We start from the raw sequence: 25425 nt of genomic DNA, 5'->3' as shown, positions 1-25425 counted from the left end.
GGGAGGGCAGGGTGGGGGGAATTGGCTTTGGCCGAAAAGTCCCCCCTCTGTCGTCTTCGCCGACATCTCCCCCGCATGCGGGGGAGAGTTGGCGGAGGGGCCGGGCGGGAACCAGACGACGCGAGCGCGTAAACCCTCCCCCGCCTGCGGGGGAGGGTAGGGAGGGTAGGGTGGGGGGATTGGCTCGGAACAGGCCGAAAAGTCTTCCCTCTGTCGTCTTCGCCGACATCTCCCCCCAGGCGGGGGAGAGTTGGCGGAGGGGCCGGGCGGGAGCCAGACGACGCGAGCGCGTAAACCCTCCCCCGCCTGCGGGGGAGGGCAGGGTGGGGGGATTAGCTCGGTATAGGCCGAAAGATCCCCCTCTATCGTCTTCTCCGACATCTCCCCCGCAGGCGGGGGAGAGTTGGCGGAGGGGCCGGGCGGGAACCAGACGACGCGAGCGCGGGAACCCTCCCCCGCCGGCGGGGGAGGGCGAGGAGGGAGAGCGACGGAGCCAGGCGGACGATGCCCCTCAAGGCCATACTCTTCGACAAGGACGGAACGCTGGTCGATTTCGACCGGACCTGGGGGCCCGCGGCCTATCAGGTCATGGTCGAGATGACGGGAGGCGATCCGGAGGTCCTGGCGCGCCTCGCCGAGGTGAACCACTACGACGTGCCCGCCAAGCGGATGCGCCGGACCTCGCCGATGATCGCCGGCTCATCGGCGAGCTATGGTCATCTCTGGGCCGAGGTGCTGGGCCGTCCCAATGACGCCACGCTCCACCGCGAGATGAACCAGCGCTTCCGCGAATGGGGCCGGCGCAGCCTGTCGCCCATCGGCGACCCGCTGGCGGTGCTGGCCGCCCTCGCCGCGGACGGCTACCGGCTCGGCATCGCCACCAATGACGCGGAGGCGTCGGCGCTGGCGCAGGCCGACGCGATGGGCCTCATCCCGCATCTCGATTTCATCGCCGGGTACGACTCCGGCCATGGCGGCAAGCCGGAGCCCGGCATGGTGCTCGCCTTCGCGCAGAAGTTCGAACTCGATCCCGCCGAGGTGGCGCTGGTCGGCGACAGCACGCACGACCTCGTGGCGGCCCGGGCGGCGGGCGCAGTCGCCATCGCCGTCCTGTCCGGTCCTGCAGGACGCGACGAGCTGGAGGCCGACGCCGACCACATCGTGGATTCCATCGCCGACCTTCCCGGCTACCTCAGGGCGCTCGCAAGCTAGCCCTGCGTCTACGCAGACGAGATCTCCTCCGACGCCTCGTCCGCCTCGGGCAACTCCCGCACGATGTCGCGCCACGCCACGAGGAGCCGCTCGAGTTCGGCGATGTCGGCGGGCGGCATCCGCCCGAGCGTGGCGGTGACGAGGTGGCGTTGCAGGGCGAGGCCCGCTTCGGCCCGGTCACGGCCTTCGGGCGTGAGGTAGAGCGCATAGGAGCGGCGGTCGGACGGCAGCGCCCGGCGCTCGACGAGCCCCAGCACCGTCAGCCGGTCCAGCAGGCCTGACACGTTGCCCTTGGTCACGTAGAGCCGCGCGGCAAGATCCTGCTGACTCACGCCCTCGCGTTCCGACAGCGTCGAGAGCAGGTCGAATTGCGGGATGGACAGTCCGATCCGGCGATACTCGCGCGCTGCGCGCGCCGTGATCCTGTGGTGCAGCCTCAGGAAGCGGAACCATGTCCGCAACACGGCCGAGCTTGTTGCGTGGTCCGAGGTGACGTGCGCAGACTGAGAAGGCAAGCGGCTGCCTTTCGGGGCAAGTTTGCCAACCTAAGCGCGCGGTGCACCAGCAGGCAAGCACTGGCAGGGACCGGGCAGACGGAGATCCGCCCCGTCCTGCGGGGATGGGGAGGAATACCGCATGCTCGGGCTCATGCAGGATTGGCCGCTGCTCATCCACACCGTGATCGATCACGCCGCCAGCCAGCACGGCGCGCGCGAGGTTGTCTCGCGCACGGTCGAGGGGCCGATGCACCGCATCGGCTACGCGGCGCTGCGCCGGCGCGCCCTGCAGGCCGCCAAGCGGCTGGACGCGCAGGGGATCGGCCCGGGAGACCGTGTCGGCACGCTGGCGTGGAACACGTGGCGGCACCTGGAGCTCTGGTACGGCATCACGGGCATCGGCGCGATCTACCACACGGTCAATCCGCGCCTCTTCCCCGACCAGATCAGCTGGATCATCAACCACGGCGAGGACCGGCTGCTGTTCCTCGACCTCACCTTCGTCAAGCTGGTGGAGGCAATGGCGGACCGGCTGCCGCTGGTGGAGCGCTTCGTCATCCTCACCGACGCCGCACACATGCCCGAGACGACGCTGCGCGGTGCCGTCGCCTACGAGGACTGGCTGGCGGAGGCGGACGACGACTTCGCCTGGCGCAGCTTCGACGAGAACACCGCCGCCGGGCTCTGCTACACCTCGGGCACGACGGGCAATCCCAAGGGCGTCGTTTATTCGCATCGTTCCAACGTCATGCACGCGCTGCAACTGCTGCCGGTCGACAATTTCGGCCTGTCGGCCCGCGACAACGTGCTCGCCGTGGTGCCGCTCTTCCACGCGAACTCGTGGTCGCTCGCGTTCTCGGCCCCGCTTGCCGGCTCGTCGCTGATCCTGCCGGGCCCGAAGCTCGACGGTGCGTCCGTGCATGCGATCCTGAACGAGGAGCGCGTCTCCTTCAGCGCCGGCGTGCCCACGGTCTGGCTGGGCCTGCTGGCCCATCTGGATCAGACGGGAGGAAGGCTGGACACGCTGAAGCGGGTCGCCATCGGGGGATCGGCGTGTCCCGCCGCCATGATCGAGGCATTCGAGCGCCGCCACGGCGTCAGCGTCATCCATGCCTGGGGCATGACCGAGCTGAGCCCGGTCGGAACCACGGGCGCGATCAAGCCGGAACTCTGTGACCTCTCTCCCGAGGAGACGATCGCAATCAAGGTCAAGCAGGGTTGGCCGCTGTTCGGTGTCGAGATGAAGATCACCGACGACGAGGGCAAACGGCTGCCCCACGACGGCGTCGCCTTCGGCCGGCTCAAGGTGAAGGGCATCGCCGTGGCGCGGAGCTACTTCAAGGGCGAGGGCGGGGACATCCTCGACGACGAAGGGTTCTTCGACACCGGCGACGTCGCCACCATCGATCCGCACGGCTACATGGAGATCACCGACCGCGCCAAGGACGTCATCAAGTCCGGCGGCGAATGGATCTCGTCCATTGCGCTGGAGAACCTCGCGCTGGGCCATCCCGACGTGGCGGAGGCGGCGGTCATCGGCGTGCGCCATCCCAAGTGGGACGAGCGGCCGCTGCTCGTCATCGTCGCCAGGCAGGGCAGCGTGCCGACGCGCGAGTCGATCCTGGAGTGGATGCGGGGGAGGATCGCGAGCTGGTGGATGCCGGACGACGTCGTGCTGATTGACGAGATCCCTCATACCGCGACCGGCAAGATCCAGAAGACGGCGCTGCGCGACAGGTTCCGGGATTACCGGTTGCCCACCGCCTGACCGGCAACCCTCGCCGTGGCGGGACGGACCGAACAGCTGTAGATAGCGCAGCATGCGCCGACTCGTGGTCGAACTGCCGCCGTCCAGCGCCGCGCTCTGGAGCCGGCGCGTGGCGACCTTCGCGCTGGCGGTGGTCGCCATCGCCGTCGCCCTGTCGCGGCTCGGGCAGGTGGAGCCGCCGGCCGCATTGTCCGTGCTCGCGGCCGGGCTGATCCTGGCCATCGCCGCGCTCGTGCTCGCGACCTTCGCGTTCGCCATCATCTGGGACGACGGCCGGCCAGGCTTCGGTGCGGCCATGACGGGCGTGGTGCTCGCCGTCCTGCTGCTCGCGGGGCCGCTGTTCTTCGCGGTGCAGGCCTTGCGGCTGCCGCGGCTCACCGACATCACCACGGACACGGCGGATTTGCCGGAATTTTCCCGCTCCCGGACTGCACTGGCCGCGCGCGCCGGGCGCACGCCGCCGCCCCCTCCGGCCGCGGCGCGGGCTCGCCAGCAGCTCGCCTTTCCAGGCATCGCTTCTGTGACCGTGGACGACGGGCCGGCCGAAGCCTTCGCGCTCGCGCTCAAGGCGGCGAACCAGCGGGGCTGGTCCATCGTCGAGGTGGTGCCGCCCGGCGGGCGCGTCGGCGTGGGCCGGATCGATGCCGTAGACCACACGATCCTGATGCGCTTTCCCGACGATGTGACGGTTCGCGTCCGCCCCATGTCGGACGGCACACGCATCGACGTCCGCTCGGCCTCGCGCTGGGGAACCCACGATTTCGGCACCAACGCCCGCCGGGTGCAGGGCTATCTCGACGCGCTGGAAGCGCTGATCGAGGCGAAGTGAGCCTCACGCCCTGCGGTAGCGGGAGTCGAGCGACGGCATCCCGTCGGCACTTGCGAGGCCACGGCCGACGAGGTCCTCGAGATGCGCGTAGACGGACAGCGCCGCCGCGCCCCTGAGCGCCGGGACGATCTCCGGGTAGAGCTTCGGCACGATGTCGGCGATGCGTTCGTCACCCACCTCGAGACGTTGGAGGATCGCGGCCTCGCGCTGGCGGCGATGGGTGAGGAGACCGCGCACCCAGCGCTGGGGATCCGCCACGGGCCCCCCATGGCCAGGCCAGAAGACGCGGTCTTCCCGGCCGACGAGCTTCTGCAGCGAGGCCATGTAGTCGGACATCGCCCCGTCCGGCGGTGCCACGATGGAGGTGGACCACGCCATCACGTGGTCGCCTGAGAACAGGGCAGCCTCCTCCTCCAGCGCGAAGGCGAGGTGATTTGCGGTGTGACCCGGCGTGGCGAGAGCCCGCAGGGTGAAGCCCCGCCCGGTCACGGCGTCCCCCTCCGCGAGTTCCCGGTCGGGCCGGTAGTCACGGTCGCCGCTCGCGTCGAGGCGTGCCGCCTCCGCCTCGGCAAGGGTCCGGGAGGGCCGGTGCGGACCACAGCCCACGATCGGCGCCCCGGTGGCCCCCGCCAGAGCCACGGCGCCGGGCGAATGGTCCCGGTGGGTGTGGGTGACGAGGATGGACGACACCGTTTCGCCGGAGGTCGCACCGAGGATGGCGTCGAGGTGGGCGGGGTCTTCCGGGCCGGGGTCGATCACCGCGACCTCACCATGGCCGACGAGATAGGTGCAGGTGCCCGTGAACGTGAAAGGGCCGCCATTGTCGGCCACGATCCGGCGTACCAGTCCGCTGACGGGAACGCAGGCGCCCGGCGGGGATTCGAAGGCACGGTCGAAGGCGAGGGCGTCGGACACGGGGCACTCCTGCGATGATGGCTTTCGAGAATACACGAGGCGCATTCCGGTGCCTCACGGCGGCGAGCTCTCTCCCGATGCCGCGCCTCGGCGCCAGCTTGGCGGTTGCGACCGGCCGTGCGACTTTCGCGCACGGGTAGCGACGGCAAGGCGCTGCACGCGTTGACGACTGGTGGGCGCCGGGAGGCGAGGATGGTGCGGACGATACGGTGGGCAGCAACGGATGCGGGCGTCGGCGTGGCGCTGCTTCTCGGGATTTGGCTCGCCTCGCCGGGTATTGCGCGGGCCGAGGACTGCACCTGGGGCCAGCCCGGCTATCGCTCCTGCGTCGAGGCGAAACTGGAGGATCTCCGCAAGCAGGAGGCCGGCAAGGAGCCGAAGAAGGTCTACAAGACCGCACCCGCATCGAAGCGTCCGCCCAGCCTGACGCCGGACACCTACGTCCGCGAGCGCCCGCGGACGCGGATCCCGGCCAACGACGACTATGGCGACGCCTGGAATCCGGAGCGCTCGCAGCGCCAGTTCAACGTCAACCAGGGCCGGATCCAGCAGCAGCTCTCGCCCACGCCGATCCTGCCGCCCAATAACACTCCCTATACCGTCCCGGGCCGCATCTGCCCTCAGGGCGGATGCTGAGCCCGCTCACATGCGGGCCACGCCAGGGCGCTGGCGGCTGCGGGAACCGAGCACGATGACGCGGGCGCCGACACCGACGCGGTCGTAAAGGTCGATCGCGTCCTGGTTGATCATCCGGATGCACCCCGAAGACACGCTGCGTCCGATGGTCCACGGCTCGGTTGTGCCGTGCATGCGAAAGAGCGTGTCCTTGTTGCCCTGCCAGAGATACATGGCGCGCGCACCGAGCGGATTTCCGGGGCCGCCGGGCATGCCGACGCCGCTCTGCAATTGCTGCATCTTGGCGGCGAGTTCCGGCTGGCGGTCCAGCATCTCCTTGGGCGGATACCAGTCAGGCCAGCGCTGCTTGTCGTGCACGGTCGCCTCGCCCGACCAGCCGAAGCCCTGCCGGCCGACGCCGACGCCGTAGCGAATGGCGGTGCCGTCGCCCTGCACGAAGTAAAGGTGGTGGGCCTGCGGGTCGATGACCACCGTCCCGGCCTCTTCCGGGCCGTTGTAGTCGACCGTCCGGCGAATGAACTCCGCCTTGATCGAGGACAGCTTCACGGCGGGAACGGGGAAGGGCTCCGTTTCGATGGCGGCATACATGAGCCTCGGCTCGACTGCCTCCGGGGGCAGGGGCCGGGGCCGCGAGCCCCCCTCCAGATAAGGGTCGAGGCTCGGGTCGCCCGGCTCCATGCGCGGGTCTCGCCATGCGGGCGGATCCTGGTACAGGCCATCGGAGCCGTCGTCGAATTGCTGGTGAAGCCGCATCTGCGCGCGCGCGGGAAAGGCTCCGGCCGCCAAGGCGGCGAGGCCGGCCGCGGCCTGAAGGACGAAGGTGCGGCGGTCAGTGCGTGGCATGGTGGGGTCCCGGTACGATTCTCGACGACGACAATGCATGGCGGGCCCGATGGATGCCTGATCCCCCGAGCCTCGCTCATCTTCTGGCATGGTGTCGCGGCCAGAACGTGACGGCGCGGCGCCGTCAGCCCGCCTCAGCCGTCTTGAACACCCGGCTGGCCAGGATGTCTTCCGCGCCGATCGTCATGATGTCTTCCCGCGTGAGTTTCCGGTCGAGATCTGCGACGAGACGGTTGGCCTGCCTCAGGCGGGCCCGGTCCAGCGCGTTGCGGATCGAGCGGGCGTTGGAAAACAGCGGCTGCGACCGGCGGGCCGCGATATAGCGTCGGAAGGCCTCTTCCGCCTCCGGGCTGAGACGGTAGCTCTGGCGGTCCAGCATCAGGCCCGCGATCTTCAGCAGCTCGTCGTCGGAATAGTCGGGGAAGTCGATGTGGTGGGCGATGCGCGAGCGGAAGCCCGGGTTGGCCGTATAGAAAGTCTCCATCCGGTCCGCGTAGCCGGCCAGGATCACGACCAGGTCCTCGCGCTGCGTCTCCATCACCTGCAGCAGGATCTCGATCGCCTCCTGGCCGTAGTCGCGCTCGTTCTCGGGCCGGTAGAGGTAGTACGCCTCGTCGATGAAGAGCACGCCGCCCATGGCCTTCTTGAGGATCTCCTTCGTCTTGGGGGCGGTGTGGCCGATGTACTGGCCGACGAGGTCGTCGCGCGTGACCGAGACGAGATGGCCCCGGCGGACGAAGCCCAGCCGATGCAGGATCTCCGACATGCGCAGCGCGACCGTGGTCTTGCCCGTGCCGGGGTTGCCGGTGAACGACATGTGCAGCGTCGGCGCCTCGGTCGACAGACCCAGCTGCTGGCGCACCTTCTCGATGAGCAGCAGCGAGGCGATCTCGCGGATGCGCGTCTTCACCGGCGCGAGGCCGACCAGCTCTGCATCGAGCTTGCCGAGCACCTCGGCGATGCCGGCCTTCTCGTACTCCGCCCGCAGATCCACGGAGTCGACGACAGGCGCGATGGAATGCGCTTCGGACATGGATGCTCCGTTTGCTTGGGTCGTGCTCGGCTGAAACAGGGCCGAAGAAGGCGAGCCGCCGAAGTCCCCCTCTCCCGTTCGGGAGAGGGATGGAGGGTGAGGGACCATGCTGCGAGAGTGGGCGCGGACCAGTCCCTCACCCCTGCCCCTCTCCCATACGGGAGAGGGGTTCCCGTGCCCTCTCAGAACGGACGAGGCCGCGTCTACCGGTACCTCTGCCCTTCCGGCTTGTTCGTCGCATAGGCGCGGGTCGTGTAGCGCAGGTTGCGGCCGGACAGTTCCTGCCGCTCGAGGGCGAAGCCGTCCTCGTCGGCCGGGCGGTGGACGATGAAGGAGAGCTTCACCGACTCCCAGCCATGCGAGCTGTCGAAGGCAGACAGGCGGATGTAGCCGTGCGGCTGGGCCTTGCGGCAGGCTTCGAGCTCCATCATGACGCCCTGCGCGTCCTGGAGGTCGAACATCGGCAGGCCCCACAGCTCCCAGTAGGTGTTCCGGGGATGCGGGTCGTCGGTGTGCTCGATGTTCACGGCCCAGCCATGGTCGAGGCAGTACTGCACCTGCCGGCGGATCTGGTCGTCGGTGAGGTCTGGCAGGAATGAAAAGGCGCCCTGGGCGATGCGCATGGCGTGATGCTCCTCAGAAGCTCGCGGTGGCGGTGGGGACGAAGTCGGGCGTGTCCGTGGAGGCGTAGTTGAAGGTCACGTCCTTCCACGTCTCCAGCGCCTGGCGCAGCGGCAGGCAGGTGCGAGCGGCGTCCTCGAGGATCTCCGGGCCCTCCTCGACGATGTCGCGGCCCTCGTTGCGAGCCAGCACCATCGCTTCCAGGGCGACGCGGTTGGCGATGGCGCCGGCCTGGATCCCCATCGGGTGCCCGATGGTGCCGCCGCCGAACTGCAGCACCACGTCCTCGCCGAGCAGGTCGAGCAGCTGGTGCATCTGGCCGGCATGGATGCCGCCTGAGGCGACCGGCATCATCCGGTTCAGGCTGGCCCAGTTCTGGTCGAAGAAGATCCCGTGCTCGAGGCGCATCGGATTCCTGTCCTCACGGCAGATGTCGTAGTAGCCGCGCGTCGTGGCGGGATCCCCCTCCAGCTTGCCGACCACCGTGCCGGCATGGATGTGGTCGACGCCGGCGAGCCGCATCCACTTGGCGATGACGCGGAAAGAGACGCCATGCGTCTTCTGCCGCGTGTAGGTGGAGTGGCCGGCGCGATGCAGGTGCAGGATCATGTCGTTCCTGCGCGCCCACTTGGCCATGGACTGGATGGCCGTGTAGCCGATCACGAGGTCGATCATGACGATGCAGGAGCCGAGTTCCTTGGCGAACTCGGCGCGCTCGTACATGTCCTCCATCGTCCCGGCGGTGACGTTGAGGTAGGTGCCTTTCACCTCGCCGGTGGCGGCCTGAGCCTTGTTGACGGCCTCCATGCAGTAGAGGAAGCGCTCGCGCCAATGCATGAAGGGCTGCGAGTTGATGTTCTCGTCATCCTTGGTGAAGTCGAGCCCGCCCTTCAGCGCCTCGTAGACGACGCGCCCGTAGTTGCGGCCGGAGAGGCCGAGCTTGGGCTTCACGGTCGCGCCGAGCAGCGGCCGTCCGAACTTGTCGAGGCGCTCGCGCTCCACGACGATGCCGGTGGCCGGCCCCTGGAACGTCTTCACATAGGCGACGGGCAGCCGCATGTCCTCGAGCCGCAGCGCCTTCAGCGGCTTGAAGCCGAAGACGTTGCCAATGATCGAGGCCGAGAGATTGGCGATGGAGCCAGACTCGAACAGATCGAGGTCGTAGGCGATGTAGGCGAACCAGGAGCCGGGCGTGTTCGGCACCGGGTCCACGCGGTAGCACTTGGCGCGGTACTTTTCGCAGGCCGTCAGGCGGTCGGTCCACACCACCGTCCAGGTGGCGGTGGAGCTTTCGCCGGCGACGGCCGCCGAAGCCTCGATCGGGTCGACGCCGTCCTGCGGCGTGACGCGGAAGAGGGCGATCACGTCCGTGTCGGACGGCACGTAGTCGGGCTCCCAGTAGCCCATCCGGCGGTATTCCATGACGCCGGAGCGGTAGCGGTCCTTGCCCCTGACGGTGTCGACCTTGTTCATGGCGTGGTCCTCTCGCGTGAAATCGTGCTTCGGGACGCACCTCTCCCGTCCGGTGAGAAGTCTCCCCGGCGAGGTCAGGCGCGGATGGAACAGCGCAGGCTCAGGCCCGTCTTCGGCGCTCGATCAGCCGGAGAATCATGGGTGTCAGGATCACCTGCATGGCGAGGTCGAGCTTCCCGCCGGGGATGACGATGGAATTGGCCCTCGACATGAAGCTGCCGTGCATCATCGAGAGCAGGTAGGGAAAGTCGATGCCGCGCGGATTGCGGAAGCGGATGACGACCATCGACTCGTCCGGGGTCGGTATCCAGCGGGCGATGAAGGGGTTCGACGTGTCCACCGTCGGCACGCGCTGGAAGTTGATGTCCGTCTCGGTGAACTGCGGACAGATGTAGTTGATGTAGTCGGGCATGCGCCGGAGGATCGTGTCGGTCACCGCCTCGGTGGAGTAGCCGCGCGAACTGCGGTCGCGGTGAAGCTTCTGGATCCATTCGAGGTTGATGACCGGGACGACGCCGATCTTGAGGTCGGCCCAGCGCGCGACGTCGACCTTGTCGGTGACAACCGCCCCGTGCAGCCCCTCGTAGAACAGCAGGTCCGTCTTGTGCGGCAGGTCGGCCCACGGCGTGAACGTGCCGGGAGGAGCGCCGTACCTCTCCGCTTCCTTCTCGTCATGGACGTATTGCCGGGTGCGGCCGGTCCCCGTCTCGGCATAGCTGCGGAAGGTGTTCTCCAGCTCCTCGAACAGGTTCGTGTCGGGGCTGAAATGGCTGAAATGCTTGTTGCCGCGGGCCGCTTCCTCGGCCATGCGCACCCGCATCTCGGCGCGATCATAGCGATGGTAGGCGTCGCCCTCGATATAGGCGGCGTTGACGTTCTCGCGCCGGAAAATCTGCTCGAAGGTGTTCTTCACCGAGGTCGTGCCGGCTCCGGACGAGCCGGTGATGGAGATGATGGGGTGCGCTATCGACATGGCGGCCTCAGATCCGGAACAGGCCGCGGCGGCCGAAAAGGGGTGAGCGCTCGGCATCCGGTTCGGCGCCGTCGTGCAGGCGCTCGAGGCGTTCGACCTTGTTGGCGGCGCCGAAGATCAGCGGCACCCTCTGGTGCGGCGCCTTGGCGGACAGGTCGAGGATGCGTTCGCGCCCGGTCGAGGCGAGGCCCCCGGCCGCTTCCATGATCATGGCGATCGGCGCGGCCTCGTAGAGCAGGCGCAGGCGGCCATTCTCGTAGCCGGGACGGCTGTCGGAGGGATAGAGGAAGATGCCGCCGCGCACGAGGATGCGGTAGGCTTCCGCCACCAGCGAGCCGATCCAGCGCATGTTGAAGTCCTGCCCGCGCAGGCCGTCGGCACCGTTGAGGCAGTCGTCGACATAGGTCCGCACGGACTGGTCCCAGTGCCTGTAGTTCGAGGCGTTGATCGCGTATTCGCGCACGCCGTGCGGGATGGTCACGCCGCTGCGGACAAGGCGAAAGGTGCCGTCGCGCCGGTCGAGCGCAAAGATGTCGACGCCCTTGCCGAGCGTCAGGACGAGGGTGGTCTGCGGGCCATAGACGGCAAAGCCGGCCGCGACCTGCCGGCGAGCCGAGCCGGAAAAGGGTCCGAGAGGTCCTTCAGTCGTCTCGTTCGGCACGACGGAGAAGATCGTCCCGATCGACATGTTGGTGTCGATGTTGGACGAGCCGTCGAGAGGGTCGATGGCGACCGCATAAAGCGCCGCGGGATCAAGGATTACGACCTTGTCGCCTTCTTCCGACAGCACCGCGCCGGCCCCGGCCTCACCGAGGGCCTGCATGGCAATCTCGTGGGTCCGCAGGTCGAGTTCCTTCTGCACGTCGCCATCGGCATTGCTGCCCGCCGCCGCGCCAAAGGCGCCCTCGATTCCGTTAAGCGCGACAAGTCCCGAGATTTCCGCGGCCGCACCGGCGAGACGGGACACGATGCGGGCCAGCGCCTGGCGGTCCATCTGTCCGTTTGCCCAGGCATCGAGGAAGCTGGACAGGCTGATGGCGTCCGGCAGGCGTCCGGGGTGCGGCATTGCGCATTCCTCCCTTTGGCTTTCCGGCGTTGGCCGCCGTGTCCGCGCCGCTGTCGCTTTGCGATGCCCTCATGTTGACGATGGCCGGCCGATAAGGGAAATTTGGAATTCTTGGGCGCCACCAAAGTTGTGCTTATATGGCTGGCAACCTGCACAATCTGTCGCTGCGCCAGCTTCGCGCCATCGCTGCCGTTGCGCGATCGGGGAGCGTGACCGAGGCCGCCGACCGGCTCAACCTCACCCAGCCCGCTGTCACGCTTCAGATCCGCAACCTGCAGGAGCTGGTCGACCTCCCGCTGCTGGAGCGGACCTCCGAAGGCATGATGCCGACCGACGCCGGCCGTGCCCTGCTCACCCTCTACGATCGCATCGCCACCGCGATCACCGACTGCTCGACCGAGCTGGACATGATCCGCGGCCTCACGGGCGGACGCGTCTCGATCGGCGTGGTCAGCACCGCCAAGTATTTCGCGCCCTTCGCCATCGCGGCATTCGCCAAGGCCTTTCCCGACATCGAGGTGCGGCTCACCATTGGCAACCGGGAGGAGATCATCCGGGCCCTGCGCGACTTCGCGCTCGACATCGCGGTCATCGGCCGCCCGCCGACCGAACTGCCACTCGAACGCGTGCTGATCGGTGACCACCCGCACGTCATCGTGGCACCGCCATCGCATCCCCTCGCCGGGAAGGCGGAAGTGAGGGTGCAGGACCTCGCGGGCGAGATCTTCATCATCCGCGAGCAGGGCTCGGGAACCCGGGCGCTGATGGAGAAGCTTTTCGCCGAGTCGGGCGTCACGCCGCGCATCGGCATGGAGATCACCAGCAACGAGACGATCAAGCAGGCGGTCATGGCCGGGCTCGGCGTCGCTTTCATCTCCGGGCACACCGTGGCGAGCGAAGTCGCCGACGGAAGGCTTGCGGTGCTCTCCGTCGAGGGACTGCCGCTCGTGCGCCAATGGCACGTCGTGCATCGGCCGGAAAAGGTGCTCCTGCCACCCTCCCGCGCGCTGCTGGAGTTCATGGGCAGGGAGGCGGTGCGGTTCCTGCCGCAGATGGGATTGCGCGGGCAGGGCTGACGGCGGCTCCTTCCCTGAATTCCCCGGGCCACCCCTCCCCCGCAAGCGGGGGAGGGTTTCCAGCGTCACGTCGACGATGCGTCGCGAATAAGGCTCCGGAACCCTCCCCCGCTTGCGGGGGAGGGCAGGGAGGGGAGCCTCCTGTGACAGCTGTCTAAACTACTGCTGGCTTGTCTTAGGCCCGTTTAGCAGCGGCGTGATGCGCCGGATCGTGACGCGGCGGTTCTCTCGCGAGGGTCCGTCGGTCTGGACCTTCGGGTACTGCTCGCCATAGCCCTGGGTGGTCAGGTTTTCCGGCGGCACGCCGAAGTCGCGGGTGAGCACCGCCGCGACGGACTGCGCCCGGCGGTCCGAGAGAGACAGGTTGTCGACGTCGGAGCCCACCGCGTCCGTGTGGCCCTCGACAAGGAAGACCTCCCGCGGATTGCGGTCGACCGCCCTCCTCACGGCATCTGCGAGGACGCGCAGGCGCGGCGCCTGTCCTGGATCGACCTCCCAAGAGCCGGTTTCGAAGGTGATGGTGTCAACGTCGACGCTGCGCATGCGTGCGCGCACATCCGGGCTGTAGCGCACCTGGTCCAGAGTGTAGCGCTGCGGCACCGGATCGACCTCGGGGGCAGTCAGCGTCTCGTAGATCGTCTCCTCGTCCGCGCCCTCGGCATTGACGATGTAGCGCTCCCTCGGGATGCGCAGCCTGGGCGGCGGCAGGTCCACGACCTCCTCTTCCAGCCGCGCGGGCCGCCTGTCCCAGCCATTGTCGATGATCACCACCTCCTCGCCGTCCCTAGCGCGGCGGGTACGGCGGATCAGGCGGCCGGTCTCGTCCGTGACGGTGACGATTTCGCTGCCATCCCCCCGCTGGTAGACCGTCACCTGCTCGGCACCGCGCCGCTCCATGCGCACGTCGCCGCCGAGGTCCCGGAAGCGCTCGGTCTCGTCATGGCGCAGATAGCTGCGGCCGTTCTCCTGGACGATCGTGCGCCCTGGCTCGCGGATGACGGTCACGCCATTGTCCGTGAACTCCTCGCGCCGCTGGCGGACATCGTCGATGCCGCGCACGCCCTGGGAGGCCACGAAACCGCCGGCGAAGCCGGCCGCTGCCCCGAGCGCGGCAGCCGCGCCGGGGTCGAGCCCCCGCCTGCGCTCCTGCGGCTGGCCCTGGACCTGGTCCTGCCCGATGCGTCCATCCCGGTTGCCGTTGAGCCCGTCCCGGTTGCCGATCTGGCCATCCCGGTTGCCATTGAGCCCGTCCCGGTTGCCAATCTGCCCGTCCCGGTTTCCGTTCTGCCCGTCGCGGTCGCCGACCTGTCCGTCCCGCCGGCCGGCGGGAGCCTGCTCCGTGGCGGACGGGGCGGGCGCGGTCTGCCCGGGTGCGGGCTGGGCGGGAGCCGCCTGTGGCCGACCCCCGGCCGGCGCGGGCTGCCCAGGCTGTGGGGCCACGCCCTGCCGGGCGGGCGCGGGTGGGGCCTGGGGAGCAGCCGGCGGCGGCGGCGCCGGTGGCTTACCGTTCGGAGCCTCTCCTGCCGGCCGCTGCGCGTCCGGCGTCCTGGCCGGGCGCGGCTCCTGCGCACGCGGAGCAGGTGCGCCGGGGCTGTCCGGTGCCGCCTCGCCAGGCGCTGGGGGCTGGGGCGTCCTGTTCTGGCGCTGCGCAGGAGGCTGCGGTGCTGCCGGAGGCTGGGCCTCAGCCGGAGCGGCCCGCGGTGCGGGTGGCTTCTGCGGGGCGTCCGGCCGCGGAGCGTCCGGCGTCCTGCGCGGCACGGGCGCATCGCCGGGCTCGGCCTGTTGCGGCCGCTGGCGGCGCGGCGCCTGCGCGGGTGCGTCGCTCTCCGACTGTCCAGCCCTCGGCTCGGCCGCGGAGGGCGGTGCCTCGCGCCTCGGCGCATCGAGCCCCGGCTGGCGTGGCGCCGGCGGCTCGGGACGGCGGTTCGGCTGGCCGCCAGGCTCGCCCTGGCGGGCATCCGGCGCTGGCGGGCGCTGGCGCGCACCTTCGTTCTGCTGTGGCCCGCGCTGCGGCGCGCCGCCGTCCTCGCCCTGCTGCCGCTGTGGGCGCTGGGCGGGGCCACCTGGCTGCTGGCGCTGGCGGCGCAGCAACTCTTCTCCGTTTGCGCCGGGCTCGGCCTGCGCAAGGATCACACTGCCGGACCCCTGTCCCGCCCATGACGGCGGCACGAGAAGGGCAGGCGCGAGCGCACCGGCGAGGAGGGCACGGCCAAGCACACGACGGGCCCGCGGCGACGAATGGTGGTGCGTCATAGGTCTCTCATCCATTCAGGGCCCCCCGGCCCGCAAGTTTTCTGCCGGCACCGTGGCCGGACGGGCGCAACGGGCGAGCCTCCGGACCAGTTCCATCCGGCAATTCGGTTGTTCTTCATCCGTTCGATCTGGCCTAGCATCGCGGCGGCGAATCCAGAGTGCCTTCGTGACCGACGCAGACATCCCCCTTCCCGCCACGCCCCGGCTCGCTCTCACGACCCGGCAGGCCCGCCGGGCCGCCCTCGCCAGCCTCGGCCTGGCACGGGCCCGGCCGGCGGAGCCGGGCCGCAAGGACTTCGCGGCCCTCGTGGCGCGGCTCGGCATGCTGCAGATCGACTCGGTGAATGTGCTCGCCCGGGCGCATTTCATGCCGGGCTTCTCGCGGCTCGGCGCCTACGACACCGGCCTGCTCGAGAATGCCGCCTATGGCGGGCGCCGGCGCATCCTGTTCGAGTACTGGGGACACGAAGCCTCTCTCATCAGGGTCGGGCTGCAGCCGGCCCTGCGGTGGCGCATGGACCGGGCGCGGGCCGGCCAGGGCATCTACGGCAACCTCGCCGTGTTCGGCCGCGAGCGGCGCGACTTCGTCGATGCCACGCTGGACCTGGTCCGCAAGCGTGGCGCCTTGAGTGCCCGCGACCTCGGCGAAGATGCCAGGGGCGCCGGAACGTGGTGGGGATGGAGCGACACGAAGCGGGCGCTTGAATGGCTGTTCTGGGCCGGTTTGCTGACCACGGCTGGACGCCGTGCCGGTTTCGATCGCGTCTACGACCTGCCCGAGCGCGTGCTGCCCCGCGCTATTCTCGACGCACCGACGCCTGAGCCGGAGGAGGCGATCCGCGTTCTCCTGCGCACGGCCGCATCCGCCCTCGGCGTCGCCACGCTGCGCGACCTGCGGAGCTATTTCCGCATCGGCCCTGGCGATGCCGCACCGCGCGTAGCCGAGCTTGTGGAGGAGGGGGCACTCGTCCCCGTGTCAGTGAAAGGCTGGACGCAGCAGGCCTTCATGGCGGCCGGTGCGCGGATCCCGCGCAAGCCCGAGGCACGGGCGCTCGTGTCGCCCTTCGATCCCCTCCTGTGGGAACGCGACCGGGTCGAGCGGCTCTTCGGGTTGCGCTACCGCATCGAAATCTACACGCCGGCGCACAAGCGCGAGCATGGCTACTACGTCCTGCCCTTCGTGCTGGGAGACGGCGTGGCCGCGCGGGTGGACCTCAAGGCCGATCGGCAGGGATGCAGGCTCTGCGTCCTGTCGGCTCATTCCGAGCCGGGCGGAGACCATGGCGAGGTCTGCGCGGCGCTGGCCGGGGAACTCCGCCTTCTGCAGCGGTGGCTCGGCCTCGATACGGTCGAGGTCACGCAAAAGGGCGACCTCGCCGCGCCTTTGGCCTCGGCGCTCGCCTGAGCCCCTTCAGACTGGCGGTTTCACGGCCCGGCCGGTGGCCGCGCTCTCATAGGCCGCCTCGACCAGCGCGTAGGTCCGCAGGTTGTCTTCGCCGGATGTGTCGGCGGGGCGGCCATGGCGGAACGTCTCGAGCATGTGCGCGCAGGTGTGCAGCACGGCCTCCTGCGACACGTGCCAAGGCCGCTGCGTCCAGGAAAGCAGCCCGCCGCCGATCTCCTCATCGAAGTAGAGACCCTGCGTCGTGACGCGCATCTTTTCGCCGGGAGACACGACGATGGATCCCGCCGGCCCCTCGATCTCGAGCAACGTTTCCGGAAAGGGATCGGGAATGCGCCGCGCCTCGTAGGTGCACTCCACGGTGGATACCGCGCCCGACGCATGACGCATCATGATCGTCGCCGTATCCTCGCCCTTCACCTTCGGGTTGCGGCGCTGCGTCTCGCAGGAGACGCGGTCCACCTCGCTGAGGAAATAGCGGGCGAGATCGAGAATGTGGATGCCGACGTCGAGGATGGCGAAGCGCGTCTCCTCGTAAAAATAGGGCTGCGTCCGGTAGACGTCGAAGCCGGTGCGGAAAGCGAGGCGGCCCCAGTTCGGCTCGCCGATGGCCCCGGACGCGATGACGTCCCGCACCCGCTGCATCGACGTCTGGAAGCGGAAATTCTCGTGCACGGCGAGCCAGGTGCCCCGCGCCTGTGCGTTGGCGACGATGGCCTTGCAGGTCTCCCAGTCCGGAGCGAAGGGCTTCTGCACGACGGCACCCACCCCGCGGTCGGCCGCGAGCGCTGCGAGCTCGCGATGCGTTTCCATGCGCGTGGTGATGTCGACGAGGTCGACCTTGACGGCGTCGAACATGGCCGCCGCGTCTGTGAAGAACGGAGCACCGAAGCGCTCGCCCGCGGCCTTCGCCTTGGCGGGGTCGCGGTCGCAGACGGCCACGAGGTCGGCGCCCTGAGGGCCGAGATGCTTCCAGGCGTGCAGGTGGTTCTGGGCGTAGAAGCCGCAGCCGATCAACGCGACACGAACCCGGTCCATGCACGATCCTCCCTCTCGCGCCGGTCACCGCCGGCGGCGCGGGCGCATCCTGCACCCCGGCATGCCGCCGTCAATCCGGCCAAGCAGTCCTGACTGGATCCGGCCCCGGCATTCATGCGTTCACCGGCCATGGAGCGCAGCGATCACGTCAACGTCCAAAAGGCGCCTGCTCGCCGTGCTGGTCGGGACCTTGCGCTGGCGATTGCCCTCGTTCTCGCCGCGCTCAGCCTTGCGCCATCCTGGGCGCACATCCTGGAGGCTCCGCCGCGCCTCGCGTGGCCGCTGGAGCTCTGGCGCGAGACGACCGTGTTCAATGCCCAGTTCGCCTGGTTCGCGCTCCTGGGGGGACCCGTCGACATCTCGGCGATCATCGCGACGGCGGTCGCGGCGTGGCTGCTGCGGAGGAGCCCGGGCGGCCGGCCGGCAGCCATAGCAGCAATACTTTACGCGCTGGCGCTCCTCGCGTGGTTCGCCATCGTTGTCCGGGCCAATAAGGAACTCGCCACCTGGGTGCCAGGGCCCATGCCCGAGGGTGCCGACGCGGTGAGGCGATGGTGGGAGGCCGGACACATCGTCGTGGGCCTGCTCAAGCTTGCCGGCTTTGGATCTCTCGCCTGGGCATCGACAGATTAACCGTCATTTTAAATTGACATTGCATGAATTGGATAAATTGTTCACTTCCGCGCGAAGCGGTGGACAACTGCACAAGCGTCACGCGAGGGCAGCAAGCTTGATCTAACATACCGACTTGGTTGTCGGTTAAGTCTCAGTTCAGTTGCGGAGGTTCGCGTGCGCGTCGAACCGTGTCCCCATTACGAGCCGTTCGAGGAAGCGGGAGGTGTCACCTTCGCGGTGCGCATCGACGGCCGTATCGTCACCTGCCACATCCCTGCCGAGGAGGCCGCTGTGCTTCCCGGCGCAGGGACCGGTCTCGACCGGTTCGGCGCCAACAGGCAGACGATCGAGGCGACGGTCGGCAGGCTTGCCGCCCGCGTCAACGGACGGCTGCCGCTGCGCATGACGGTCCGCAAGCCGCGCGACTAGGCTTCGTTCCTCGCCAGCCGCTCCGCCACGAGAGCCTGCAGCCGCCACAAATTGCGGTCGCGGATGCCGCGACCGGCGAGATGGCGGACCGTGTTGTGCAGATATTCCGCGCCCGAACCCCAGTGGCCGCAGGCCGAAGCCAGAATCTCGGCGACCTCCGGTGGCGAGAGGCGGCCCGTATAGACAGGCGAGCGGCGGTTCATCACGAAGGCCAGTGCCTTGATCGGTGCGGCGCCTTCCGGCTCGACCGTGATCCACCGCGGCATGCTGTTGGCGGGCTTGCTCGTGAACTCCCTCCGGAACAGCCGCCCGAGAACGGCGGGGAGGTCATCGTCCGGCAGGCGGTAAAGAATGCCGCGGCACTCTCCCCCGCGATCGAGGGCCATCATCAGGCCGGGCTGCTCGCGCGTTCCACGGAAGCGCGTGACACGGAAGCAGAAGGAGCGGTGCCAGCCCCGCGCGCGGCCCATGCGCTCGGCGAGGTGCTCGACCTCCGGCTTCCAGATCAGCGAGCCATAGGCGAAGAGCCAGATGTCTCCCGGGGGACGCGTGGAGACAATGCCGTCGACCGCCGCGTCGTAGTCCGCATCGGTCTGGTACTCGAGATGCGGCTCTGGGCCGGGATCGGACACCGGACGGGAGGCCCGCGCGACGAGCTCTGCCGTCAGGGCCATGCCCCTCGGCAGGTCGAGTGGATCATGGGTTGCCTTGCGTTCCGGCATCCGCTGATTCCGCGTCAGTGGTCGCCTTTGCCGAGCGTCTGTGTCGCCTGGCTGATCTTGTCGACATAGGCAATGCCGATTGCCGACAGGATGAAGACGGTGTGGATGATCGTCTGCCACATGATGCCCGCCTCCGTATAGGCGGCGTTGGGCGAGCCCAGATTGCCTGCTTCGATGAAGGTCCGCAGCAGGTGGATCGAGGAGATGCCGATGATGGCCATCGCCAGCTTGATCTTCAGCACGCTGGCATTGACGTGGCTCAGCCATTCCGGCTGGTCGGGATGGCCCGTCAGCCGCAGGCGCGAGACGAAGGTTTCGTAGCCGCCCACGATCACCATCACGAGCAGGTTGGAGATCATCACCACGTCGATCAGCCCCAGCACGATCAGCATAATCTGCTGCTCGCTGAAGGTCGTGGCATCCGACACGAGGTGCCAGAGCTCCTTCATGAATTTGAAGACGTAGACGCACTGAGCCAGGATCAGCCCGAGATAGAGCGGCAACTGCAGCCACCTCGAACCGAAAATCAGGGCGGGCAGGGGCTTCAGCTTCGGGGTGTCGCTGTAGTCTGTCATCGGGGGGTCCGTTCGCAAGCTCGAGCGTGAGGACCGCAGATAGGTGGCCGGTTCCGCGGGCGCCAGTGGCGCGCGCGCCACGCCCTGGGACATCAGCGCAAGCCCGCCTCCTGCAGCGCCTTGGCCGCGCCCGGGTGCATCGGCGCTGTCAGTCCCTTGCGGGCCATATCGGACGGATCGAGTGCCGCCAGCGCGGGATCCATGGCCTTGAACCCCTGGAGATCGTCCAGGATGGCCTTGACGATGGCGTAGATGACGCGCGGATCGGCGGCTGCCGTTGTCACCAGCGTGGCCGTCACGCCGATGGTCGGCGTGTCCGGGCGCCCTCCGTAGAGCGAACCGTCGATGACGCCGCGATGCACGGAGGGATGCGCTGCGAGATACCGGTCGATATCCGCCCCTTCCAGCGGCACGAGGCGGGACGGGCAGGCCTCCAGCTGCTGGCGCACGAAGCCGGAGGGGTGGCCCACCAGCATCACGTTGGCGTCCAAACCGCCGTCGCAGAGGGAAGACGTGGTGGAGTCGAGGCGCAGTCCGCTGGCGCGAGGTCCGCTGGTGCCGGTCCAGCCCATCGAATCCGACAACAGGTTCCACGTCGCCCGTGTCCCGGATCCAAGCGGCCCAACATTGACGCGCTTGCCGGTGAAGTCCGCCACCCCGGTGATGCCCGCGCGCTCAGGCGCGACGACCGTCAGCAGTTCTCCATGGAGCGACAGCACCGAGCGCAGCTCCGGCATCGGCACGCCGTTAGGCGGCGCCTCGCCGACGAAGGCCTCGTTCTGAAGGTCCGACTGGACGATTGCGAGGTCGAGTTCCCCCGTGGCAAGGCGCTGGAGATTGTAGATCGAGCCCGGCGTCGCTTCTGGCGAGCAGCGGACGACGGAGGAGGGCACGTCGCGGTTGACGATGGCGCAGATCGCCTTCGCGACCTTGTAGTAGACGCCCATCGACGCCCCGGAGCCGACCGAGACGAAGGCCTGCTGCGCCCGCGCGCCGGCCGGAGCGGCGATCAGCAGGGCGGCGAGGATCCCGGCGAGAAGCCGTGTCATCAACTCGCGTCCCACTTCATCACCGTGTCGTAGACGTTCTCGAACGCGTCCGGCGGCACGCTGACGGCACCTCGCAGCGGACGGTCCATCGTGTAGATCAGGAAGATCATGATCCCGAGGAAGAACGAGACGAGCCCGGTGAGGATCAGGTTCGGCATGAACCTCATCTCGAGCATCCACATGAAGGCAATGTTGATCAGCGCGCCGATCGCGACGACGTACCAGAGCACCTCGGGGATGGAGGCGCTGACGCCGGTGAGGCGCTGCTCGCGGTGGCCGATCATCACGTTGAAGTAGCGCAGAATCTCGCCGTGCAGGATCTCCTGTGTCTTCGTCGTCGGCTCGAAGGACAGGAGCTGGTCGCGAATGACCTGGAGCCGATGCTCCCCGCCCAGCGGAACCTCGCCACGCGCATGCGCCGGCCAGTCCTTGCGGACGACATAGAGCGTGTAGTCGCGCAGTTCGGCCTGGAGCTCTCCGCGAAGCGGCTGCGGGTAGCCGTTGCTGCTGCGGTAGATCGTGCCGATGCCGAGCGCCTCGCGTGCGACGTTGTCCTCGATGTCCTTGGTGGCTTGATAGGTCGCGACGGAGAGCAGGCCCAGCAGCAGGCCGTAGAACAGGCTGAACCCGGCGCTGGCGAAGGCCACGAGGTCGTTGGAGCCCGGCTGGCCGCGGAGCCAAAGCCTCAGGAACGGCCGGATGAAAAGGATGCCGGCCCACGCGATCGCGACGAAGAAGAGCGGAATGGCCAGGCCCAGAAAGGCCGGGGATTGCTGGTCGAGCCACGCATTGAGCGTCGCCATCATTGCGTCGCGTCTCCACACCGGCGCCCGCGGCCACGCCAGCGCTTAAGTGCATTGATGGCATATTTTTCCGGTGACCGATTGCGCTAAATTGACGTAACTCCCATCATCCGCACAGTGGCGCGGGGGAGTAGATTACGGTCATGGCGGTGTTCGAGATCGTCGAAGAGCAGAACACCCGCTTCGTGCGGGCCTTGCTGGACGACAGCGCGATCCGCGCCGAGGCCGGAGCACTCTCCTACTTCCGCGGCAAGGTTGCGATGCGCGCCCCTGTCCCGGGCCCGATCCAGCTCATCCGCGCATCCATTTCGGACGAAGCAGCAGTCAGGCCCGTCTTCCGCGGCACCGGGGAAGTGGTTCTCGAATCCTCCACCGGCGGCTACTACGCTTTCACGTTGCGGGATCACCCCTGGATACTCGAGCGCGGCGCATATTGGGCGTCAGACGAGTCGGTGAACCTGTCCTTCTACCGCGAGAAGGTCTGGAACTCCGTCCGCCAGGGCACTGGATTGGTCGATTTCTCGACCAAGGTCTCGGGAGAGGGCACCGTGGTGCTCTCCGCGCCCGGGCCGGTCGAGGAGGTCGAACTGGGCGACGAGGATTTCGCCATCGACGGCCGGTTCGTCATCGCGCGGTCGAGCCGGGTTCGTTACTCGCTGCGCCGGCCGTCACGCTCCTACCTGTCGAGCTGGCTTTCGGGGGAGAAGCTCCTGAGGGTCTATCACGGGCCAGGGCGGATACTCGTGGCCACCACGCCCTATTGGCACCAGCTGCTCTATCAACGGCTGGCCAGCTGAGGCCCGGGCTCAGAGTACGCCCTTGGTCAGGATGAAGCAGCCATAGGGCCCCGGGTCGGACGTTCTCACGATGGCGAACGACGTCCTGGCCGCCGCATAGAAGGCGAAGCGCTCCAGCGGCTCGATGGTCACCTTGTGGCCCGCTGCCGCGTCGCAGACGCGCTGCATCTCCTCCTGCACGGGATGGATCCGCGCGGGATCATGCACGTCGAGCATGCGCCGTACCGGCGCCTCGACGAATGTGTCGAGCGGAAACAGCGACAGCACGGCGCGGGCGAGCCGGGGGATGTCGCAGCCCGTCACGCTCAGGAGCCGGCCGTGGGTCGTTTCCGCAGCGATGGTGGCGGCGGGGTGGTTGACGTCGCAGATGACGAGATCGTCGCCATGCCCCATCAGCATCATGACATGCAGGAGGTCGGCGGAAATCGCCGGATCGATACCGCGCAGCATGGACAAGCTCTCCCTTCCGGCGGACGCCGCCGGTGGCCGGCTCTCCGCCTAGCCCAGGCCGTCCCGCCAGTGAAGCACCTTCGCAGGATTCACCCCCACGGCCCGCGCCGGCTCGCGCCGCGGCCCCACGGCCCCTGCGTCACGACCTCGCCCGCCTCGGGCGCGGCATAGCCGTTCACGCCCATGGCCTGCGCCTGCTCCAACAGCGCAGCGATCCGGTTCTCGGGGTTGGGGTGGGTGGAGAACAGATTGTCCATCCGCGCCCCGGAGAGCGGGTTGACGATGAACATGTGCGCGGTCGCGGGATGATGTTCGGCCGCCATGCTCGGAATGGCCGCCGCACCGCGCGACAGCTTCTGCAGGCCGGTGGCCAGCCACACGGGGTTGCCGCAGATCTCCCCCGCCGCGCGGTCGGCTGCGTATTCCCGGGTGCGCGAGATCGTCATCTGGACCACCATCGCGGCCAGCGGCGCGAGCACCATCATCAGGATCGTCGCCACCGGGCCGAAACCGCCATTGTTGTCGCGGTGGCCGCTGGAGAAGAACATGCCGAAATTGGCGAGCATGGAGATGGCGCCAGCGATCGTGGCCGTCACCGTCATGATCAGCGTGTCGCGGTTGCGGATGTGCGCCAGCTCGTGCGCGATGACGCCGGCGACCTCCTCGCGCGACAGGAGCTCGATCAGGCCGGTGTTGACCGCCACGGCCGCGTTGTCCGGGCTGCGTCCCGTGGCGAAGGCGTTGGGCTGAGGATCGTTGATGATGTAGAGGCGCGGCATCGGAATGCCGGCGCGCTGCGCCAGCTCCGCCGTCATGGCGTGGAGCTCCGGTGCTGCGCGCGCATCCACCTCCTGCGCATTGTACATGCGCAGAACCATCTTGTCGGAGTTCCACCAGCTGAACAGGTTCATGCCAGCGGCAAAGACGAGGGCAACGAGCATGCCCCCCTGGCCGCCCAGCGCGAAGCCGATGGCCATGAAGAGCGCCGTCATGCCGGCGAGCAGCACCGCGGTCTTGACCGTGTTCATTGCATCCTCCCAGCGCACGCGGCGCGCACCGCTAGACGATGGGAACGAGTGGCGTTCTGATCAAGCCTCCCGTGATGGGAGTACCCAGCCAGCTGGTGTCGCAGGGGTTGACCAGTGCTCCGGCCAGCCTGGGCTCAGTGGTGGAAGGCCATCGCCAGGAAGGGGCCGATCACCAGCAGGGCCAGGTAGATTGCTCCAAGCGGGACGATGAGCCCGAACCCGGACGGGCGGGGTGCATCCCGATCCTCCACTGCGTGCTGCGCGGCGAACGGGGTGGAAGCCGGATGCGCAAGCGTCACCATGATGCGTCTCCTCGTGCAGTGCTTTCACGTGCGGTGGACGCGGAGAGGCTATGCATGGAGCCGGATAAAGCGTTTGACGAGGATCAATCGAACACGGTCTTCGTCACGAAAGGCCGTAAGCCTGGCGAATTCGCCCCGGCGCTGCTCGTCGAATGAAGCTTGGAAATCCCGGCCCGGGCGCCGGATGAATTGGTCGGAGCGATAGGATTTGAACCTACGACCCCCTCGTCCCGAACGAGGTGCGCTACCAGGCTGCGCTACGCTCCGACTTGCGCGGTGTATAGGCAGGTGGGGCGGGCAAGGCAACCTGAAATTCGCGCGGCCTTGCCGCCGGAAGCTTTGGCCGGCTGTCAGGCAGGCGGGGAAGCGATCTCGTCATAGCCTCGGCCTACGAACTGCAGGAGGCACAAGCCGTGTCCGAAGGGATCGGCGATGGTCACGATGCGCCCCCACGAAAACTCGCGCAGCGGCCCGTCCTGCGTGGCACCGGCAGCAAGCGCGCGGGAAAGAGCCGCGTCGGCGTCGTCGACCGTGATGTCGAGATGCACCGGCGTCCAGTGCCGCGCGTACCGGCGCGGATCGCCACCCGCTCCGGTGCTGCCTTCCGTCTTTTCGAGAAGGTAGAGGTCGACCGGCCAGCCCTTCAACTCCGCCACCCCGGTGCCGAAGCGGCGCGAGACGGTCAGCCCGAATGCCTGCGTATAGAAGGCGATGGCGCGGGTGAGGTCGGGAACATCGACGTTGACGAGCAGGCCCATGGCGGCCTCCGAAGACGCGGGTACGACATCCTACCGGGGCCATGCGCGATCGCGAACCCTTGCCCCGGTTGACGTGGACGGCACCGGTCCAATATCCATGCCGCGGCACGATGGGGCGTCGCCAAGCGGTAAGGCAGTGGATTTTGATTCCACCATGCGGAGGTTCGAATCCTCCCGCCCCAGCCAACGTCTGTTTTCAGAAATAATAGATAGCAAAATCAATGGCTTAGAAATCCGAAAACCAGGGCATCTTTCGCAGTTG

At 68.2% G+C, this 25425-nt stretch carries 28 protein-coding genes and 2 tRNA genes; 11 read left to right on the top strand and 19 right to left on the bottom strand.

What is annotated here, in order from left to right:
- Positions 1–504: 504 nt before the first annotated feature.
- A complete protein-coding gene (locus AC5JCN_RS12580) occupies positions 505–1212 on the top strand; it encodes an HAD family hydrolase (RefSeq protein WP_495755405.1) in 708 nt (235 codons plus the stop codon).
- An 8-nt stretch (positions 1213–1220) separates the two neighbouring features.
- Here AC5JCN_RS12580 and AC5JCN_RS12575 read toward each other — a convergent pair whose 3' ends face one another.
- Positions 1221–1673, bottom strand: a complete 453-nt coding sequence (locus AC5JCN_RS12575; protein WP_495755509.1) for a MarR family winged helix-turn-helix transcriptional regulator — start codon at positions 1671–1673, stop codon at positions 1221–1223.
- 175 nt (positions 1674–1848) lie between these two features.
- Between AC5JCN_RS12575 and AC5JCN_RS12570 the strand changes: the two genes are divergently transcribed.
- Both AC5JCN_RS12570 and AC5JCN_RS12565 read left to right on the top strand, forming a co-directional pair.
- Positions 1849–3477, top strand: a complete 1629-nt coding sequence (locus tag AC5JCN_RS12570) for a long-chain-fatty-acid--CoA ligase (RefSeq protein ID WP_495755404.1) — start codon at positions 1849–1851, stop codon at positions 3475–3477.
- A 52-nt stretch (positions 3478–3529) separates the two neighbouring features.
- The gene (locus AC5JCN_RS12565) at positions 3530–4306 is read left to right on the top strand and encodes a DUF1499 domain-containing protein (RefSeq protein ID WP_495755403.1); all 777 of its coding nucleotides are present in this window, start codon (positions 3530–3532) and stop codon (positions 4304–4306) included.
- A gap of 3 nt (positions 4307–4309) precedes the next feature.
- Here the strand turns inward: AC5JCN_RS12565 and AC5JCN_RS12560 are convergent, their stop codons facing one another.
- A complete protein-coding gene (locus tag AC5JCN_RS12560; protein ID WP_495755402.1) occupies positions 4310–5266 on the bottom strand; it encodes an MBL fold metallo-hydrolase in 957 nt (318 codons plus the stop codon).
- Positions 5267–5413: 147 nt separating this feature from the next.
- Between AC5JCN_RS12560 and AC5JCN_RS12555 the strand changes: the two genes are divergently transcribed.
- Complete coding sequence (locus tag AC5JCN_RS12555; RefSeq protein WP_495755401.1) at positions 5414–5857, top strand: hypothetical protein; 444 nt, start codon at positions 5414–5416, stop codon at positions 5855–5857.
- Between the two features lie 6 nt (positions 5858–5863).
- Here the strand turns inward: AC5JCN_RS12555 and AC5JCN_RS12550 are convergent, their stop codons facing one another.
- The 6 genes from AC5JCN_RS12550 to AC5JCN_RS12525 all read right to left on the bottom strand — a co-directional run bounded on the left by AC5JCN_RS12550 (position 5864) and on the right by AC5JCN_RS12525 (position 11866).
- Positions 5864–6700: a L,D-transpeptidase gene (locus AC5JCN_RS12550; protein WP_495755400.1), complete on the bottom strand. Its 837-nt coding sequence runs from the start codon at positions 6698–6700 to the stop codon at positions 5864–5866.
- 124 nt (positions 6701–6824) lie between these two features.
- Entirely contained in the window at positions 6825–7733 is a 909-nt protein-coding gene (cbbX, locus tag AC5JCN_RS12545; RefSeq protein WP_495755399.1) for a CbbX protein, read from the bottom strand.
- 203 nt (positions 7734–7936) lie between these two features.
- The gene (locus AC5JCN_RS12540; protein ID WP_495755398.1) at positions 7937–8356 is read right to left on the bottom strand and encodes a ribulose bisphosphate carboxylase small subunit; all 420 of its coding nucleotides are present in this window, start codon (positions 8354–8356) and stop codon (positions 7937–7939) included.
- Between the two features lie 13 nt (positions 8357–8369).
- Positions 8370–9827, bottom strand: a complete 1458-nt coding sequence (locus AC5JCN_RS12535; protein ID WP_495755397.1) for a form I ribulose bisphosphate carboxylase large subunit — start codon at positions 9825–9827, stop codon at positions 8370–8372.
- 100 nt (positions 9828–9927) lie between these two features.
- On the bottom strand, positions 9928–10800 hold the full coding sequence (locus AC5JCN_RS12530; RefSeq protein ID WP_495755396.1) for a phosphoribulokinase: 873 nt from the start codon (positions 10798–10800) through the stop codon (positions 9928–9930).
- 7 nt (positions 10801–10807) lie between these two features.
- Positions 10808–11866, bottom strand: coding sequence for a class 1 fructose-bisphosphatase (locus tag AC5JCN_RS12525; RefSeq protein WP_495755395.1), 1059 nt, complete (start codon positions 11864–11866; stop codon positions 10808–10810).
- A 137-nt stretch (positions 11867–12003) separates the two neighbouring features.
- Here AC5JCN_RS12525 and AC5JCN_RS12520 point away from each other — a divergent pair, with 137 nt between their 5' ends.
- On the top strand, positions 12004–12942 hold the full coding sequence (locus AC5JCN_RS12520) for a LysR family transcriptional regulator (RefSeq protein ID WP_495755394.1): 939 nt from the start codon (positions 12004–12006) through the stop codon (positions 12940–12942).
- Positions 12943–13101: 159 nt separating this feature from the next.
- Here the strand turns inward: AC5JCN_RS12520 and AC5JCN_RS12515 are convergent, their stop codons facing one another.
- Positions 13102–14382: an OmpA family protein gene (locus AC5JCN_RS12515; RefSeq protein WP_495755393.1), complete on the bottom strand. Its 1281-nt coding sequence runs from the start codon at positions 14380–14382 to the stop codon at positions 13102–13104.
- A 342-nt stretch (positions 14383–14724) separates the two neighbouring features.
- Between AC5JCN_RS12515 and AC5JCN_RS12510 the strand changes: the two genes are divergently transcribed.
- A complete protein-coding gene (locus AC5JCN_RS12510; protein WP_495755392.1) occupies positions 14725–15102 on the top strand; it encodes a hypothetical protein in 378 nt (125 codons plus the stop codon).
- A gap of 259 nt (positions 15103–15361) precedes the next feature.
- Positions 15362–16600 carry a winged helix-turn-helix domain-containing protein gene (locus AC5JCN_RS12505; protein ID WP_495755391.1) on the top strand — a complete coding sequence of 413 codons (1239 nt, stop codon included), beginning with the start codon at positions 15362–15364 and terminating at the stop codon, positions 16598–16600.
- A 6-nt stretch (positions 16601–16606) separates the two neighbouring features.
- Here AC5JCN_RS12505 and AC5JCN_RS12500 read toward each other — a convergent pair whose 3' ends face one another.
- A complete protein-coding gene (locus AC5JCN_RS12500; RefSeq protein WP_495755390.1) occupies positions 16607–17635 on the bottom strand; it encodes a Gfo/Idh/MocA family protein in 1029 nt (342 codons plus the stop codon).
- A gap of 114 nt (positions 17636–17749) precedes the next feature.
- Between AC5JCN_RS12500 and AC5JCN_RS12495 the strand changes: the two genes are divergently transcribed.
- Positions 17750–18268 (top strand): DUF1772 domain-containing protein, encoded by a 519-nt coding sequence (locus AC5JCN_RS12495; protein WP_495755389.1) that lies wholly within the window; start codon positions 17750–17752, stop codon positions 18266–18268.
- Positions 18269–18424: 156 nt separating this feature from the next.
- Positions 18425–18679, top strand: coding sequence for a hypothetical protein (locus AC5JCN_RS12490; protein WP_495755388.1), 255 nt, complete (start codon positions 18425–18427; stop codon positions 18677–18679).
- On the opposite strand, the gene AC5JCN_RS12485 is transcribed toward AC5JCN_RS12490, so the two are convergent.
- The 4 genes from AC5JCN_RS12485 to AC5JCN_RS12470 form a co-directional block, all read right to left on the bottom strand.
- On the bottom strand, positions 18676–19401 hold the full coding sequence (locus tag AC5JCN_RS12485) for a gamma-glutamylcyclotransferase (RefSeq protein WP_495755387.1): 726 nt from the start codon (positions 19399–19401) through the stop codon (positions 18676–18678). The genes AC5JCN_RS12490 and AC5JCN_RS12485 overlap by 4 nt on opposite strands.
- Positions 19402–19415: 14 nt before the next feature.
- Positions 19416–19976 (bottom strand): TIGR00645 family protein, encoded by a 561-nt coding sequence (locus tag AC5JCN_RS12480; protein WP_495755386.1) that lies wholly within the window; start codon positions 19974–19976, stop codon positions 19416–19418.
- A gap of 92 nt (positions 19977–20068) precedes the next feature.
- Entirely contained in the window at positions 20069–21025 is a 957-nt protein-coding gene (locus AC5JCN_RS12475) for a TAXI family TRAP transporter solute-binding subunit (protein ID WP_495755385.1), read from the bottom strand.
- Positions 21025–21831 carry a bestrophin-like domain gene (locus tag AC5JCN_RS12470; protein WP_495755384.1) on the bottom strand — a complete coding sequence of 269 codons (807 nt, stop codon included), beginning with the start codon at positions 21829–21831 and terminating at the stop codon, positions 21025–21027. Before AC5JCN_RS12470 ends, AC5JCN_RS12475 begins: the two co-directional genes overlap by 1 nt.
- A gap of 140 nt (positions 21832–21971) precedes the next feature.
- On the opposite strand from AC5JCN_RS12470, the gene AC5JCN_RS12465 reads away from it, so the two are divergent.
- A complete protein-coding gene (locus AC5JCN_RS12465; protein WP_495755383.1) occupies positions 21972–22625 on the top strand; it encodes an AIM24 family protein in 654 nt (217 codons plus the stop codon).
- 9 nt (positions 22626–22634) lie between these two features.
- Here the strand turns inward: AC5JCN_RS12465 and AC5JCN_RS12460 are convergent, their stop codons facing one another.
- The 5 genes from AC5JCN_RS12460 to AC5JCN_RS12440 form a co-directional block, all read right to left on the bottom strand.
- Positions 22635–23075 carry an RbsD/FucU family protein gene (locus AC5JCN_RS12460; protein WP_495755382.1) on the bottom strand — a complete coding sequence of 147 codons (441 nt, stop codon included), beginning with the start codon at positions 23073–23075 and terminating at the stop codon, positions 22635–22637.
- An 89-nt stretch (positions 23076–23164) separates the two neighbouring features.
- Positions 23165–24103 (bottom strand): zinc metalloprotease HtpX, encoded by a 939-nt coding sequence (gene htpX, locus AC5JCN_RS12455; protein WP_495755381.1) that lies wholly within the window; start codon positions 24101–24103, stop codon positions 23165–23167.
- Between the two features lie 134 nt (positions 24104–24237).
- Positions 24238–24405: a hypothetical protein gene (locus AC5JCN_RS12450; protein ID WP_495755380.1), complete on the bottom strand. Its 168-nt coding sequence runs from the start codon at positions 24403–24405 to the stop codon at positions 24238–24240.
- A gap of 190 nt (positions 24406–24595) precedes the next feature.
- A tRNA-Pro gene (locus tag AC5JCN_RS12445) sits at positions 24596–24672 on the bottom strand.
- Between the two features lie 83 nt (positions 24673–24755).
- Complete coding sequence (locus tag AC5JCN_RS12440; RefSeq protein ID WP_495755379.1) at positions 24756–25163, bottom strand: VOC family protein; 408 nt, start codon at positions 25161–25163, stop codon at positions 24756–24758.
- Between the two features lie 111 nt (positions 25164–25274).
- Here AC5JCN_RS12440 and AC5JCN_RS12435 point away from each other — a divergent pair.
- Positions 25275–25349, top strand: a tRNA-Gln gene (locus AC5JCN_RS12435).
- Positions 25350–25425: the final 76 nt, after the last annotated feature.

This window comes from Alsobacter sp. (genome assembly GCF_059501845.1).
This window is presented reverse-complemented; position numbering and strand designations above follow the sequence as displayed.

What these genes read in the sequence shown, in the direction of transcription:
- AC5JCN_RS12580 (WP_495755405.1), top strand. Translation starts at nt 505, where the DNA reads ATGCCCCTCAAGGCCATACTCTTCGACAAGGACGGAACGCTGGTCGAT.
- AC5JCN_RS12570 (WP_495755404.1), top strand. Translation starts at nt 1,849, where the DNA reads ATGCTCGGGCTCATGCAGGATTGGCCGCTGCTCATCCACACCGTGATC.
- AC5JCN_RS12565 (WP_495755403.1), top strand. Translation starts at nt 3,530, where the DNA reads ATGCGCCGACTCGTGGTCGAACTGCCGCCGTCCAGCGCCGCGCTCTGG.
- AC5JCN_RS12560 (WP_495755402.1), bottom strand. Translation starts at nt 5,266, where the DNA reads ATGCGCCTCGTGTATTCTCGAAAGCCATCATCGCAGGAGTGCCCCGTG.
- AC5JCN_RS12555 (WP_495755401.1), top strand. Translation starts at nt 5,414, where the DNA reads ATGGTGCGGACGATACGGTGGGCAGCAACGGATGCGGGCGTCGGCGTG.
- AC5JCN_RS12550 (WP_495755400.1), bottom strand. Translation starts at nt 6,700, where the DNA reads ATGCCACGCACTGACCGCCGCACCTTCGTCCTTCAGGCCGCGGCCGGC.
- cbbX (WP_495755399.1), bottom strand. Translation starts at nt 7,733, where the DNA reads ATGTCCGAAGCGCATTCCATCGCGCCTGTCGTCGACTCCGTGGATCTG.
- AC5JCN_RS12540 (WP_495755398.1), bottom strand. Translation starts at nt 8,356, where the DNA reads ATGCGCATCGCCCAGGGCGCCTTTTCATTCCTGCCAGACCTCACCGAC.
- AC5JCN_RS12535 (WP_495755397.1), bottom strand. Translation starts at nt 9,827, where the DNA reads ATGAACAAGGTCGACACCGTCAGGGGCAAGGACCGCTACCGCTCCGGC.
- AC5JCN_RS12530 (WP_495755396.1), bottom strand. Translation starts at nt 10,800, where the DNA reads ATGTCGATAGCGCACCCCATCATCTCCATCACCGGCTCGTCCGGAGCC.
- AC5JCN_RS12525 (WP_495755395.1), bottom strand. Translation starts at nt 11,866, where the DNA reads ATGCCGCACCCCGGACGCCTGCCGGACGCCATCAGCCTGTCCAGCTTC.
- AC5JCN_RS12520 (WP_495755394.1), top strand. Translation starts at nt 12,004, where the DNA reads ATGGCTGGCAACCTGCACAATCTGTCGCTGCGCCAGCTTCGCGCCATC.
- AC5JCN_RS12500 (WP_495755390.1), bottom strand. Translation starts at nt 17,635, where the DNA reads ATGGACCGGGTTCGTGTCGCGTTGATCGGCTGCGGCTTCTACGCCCAG.
- AC5JCN_RS12495 (WP_495755389.1), top strand. Translation starts at nt 17,750, where the DNA reads ATGCGTTCACCGGCCATGGAGCGCAGCGATCACGTCAACGTCCAAAAG.
- AC5JCN_RS12485 (WP_495755387.1), bottom strand. Translation starts at nt 19,401, where the DNA reads ATGCCGGAACGCAAGGCAACCCATGATCCACTCGACCTGCCGAGGGGC.
- AC5JCN_RS12480 (WP_495755386.1), bottom strand. Translation starts at nt 19,976, where the DNA reads ATGACAGACTACAGCGACACCCCGAAGCTGAAGCCCCTGCCCGCCCTG.
- AC5JCN_RS12475 (WP_495755385.1), bottom strand. Translation starts at nt 21,025, where the DNA reads ATGACACGGCTTCTCGCCGGGATCCTCGCCGCCCTGCTGATCGCCGCT.
- AC5JCN_RS12470 (WP_495755384.1), bottom strand. Translation starts at nt 21,831, where the DNA reads ATGATGGCGACGCTCAATGCGTGGCTCGACCAGCAATCCCCGGCCTTT.
- AC5JCN_RS12465 (WP_495755383.1), top strand. Translation starts at nt 21,972, where the DNA reads ATGGCGGTGTTCGAGATCGTCGAAGAGCAGAACACCCGCTTCGTGCGG.
- AC5JCN_RS12460 (WP_495755382.1), bottom strand. Translation starts at nt 23,075, where the DNA reads ATGCTGCGCGGTATCGATCCGGCGATTTCCGCCGACCTCCTGCATGTC.
- htpX (WP_495755381.1), bottom strand. Translation starts at nt 24,103, where the DNA reads ATGAACACGGTCAAGACCGCGGTGCTGCTCGCCGGCATGACGGCGCTC.
- AC5JCN_RS12450 (WP_495755380.1), bottom strand. Translation starts at nt 24,405, where the DNA reads ATGGTGACGCTTGCGCATCCGGCTTCCACCCCGTTCGCCGCGCAGCAC.
- AC5JCN_RS12440 (WP_495755379.1), bottom strand. Translation starts at nt 25,163, where the DNA reads ATGGGCCTGCTCGTCAACGTCGATGTTCCCGACCTCACCCGCGCCATC.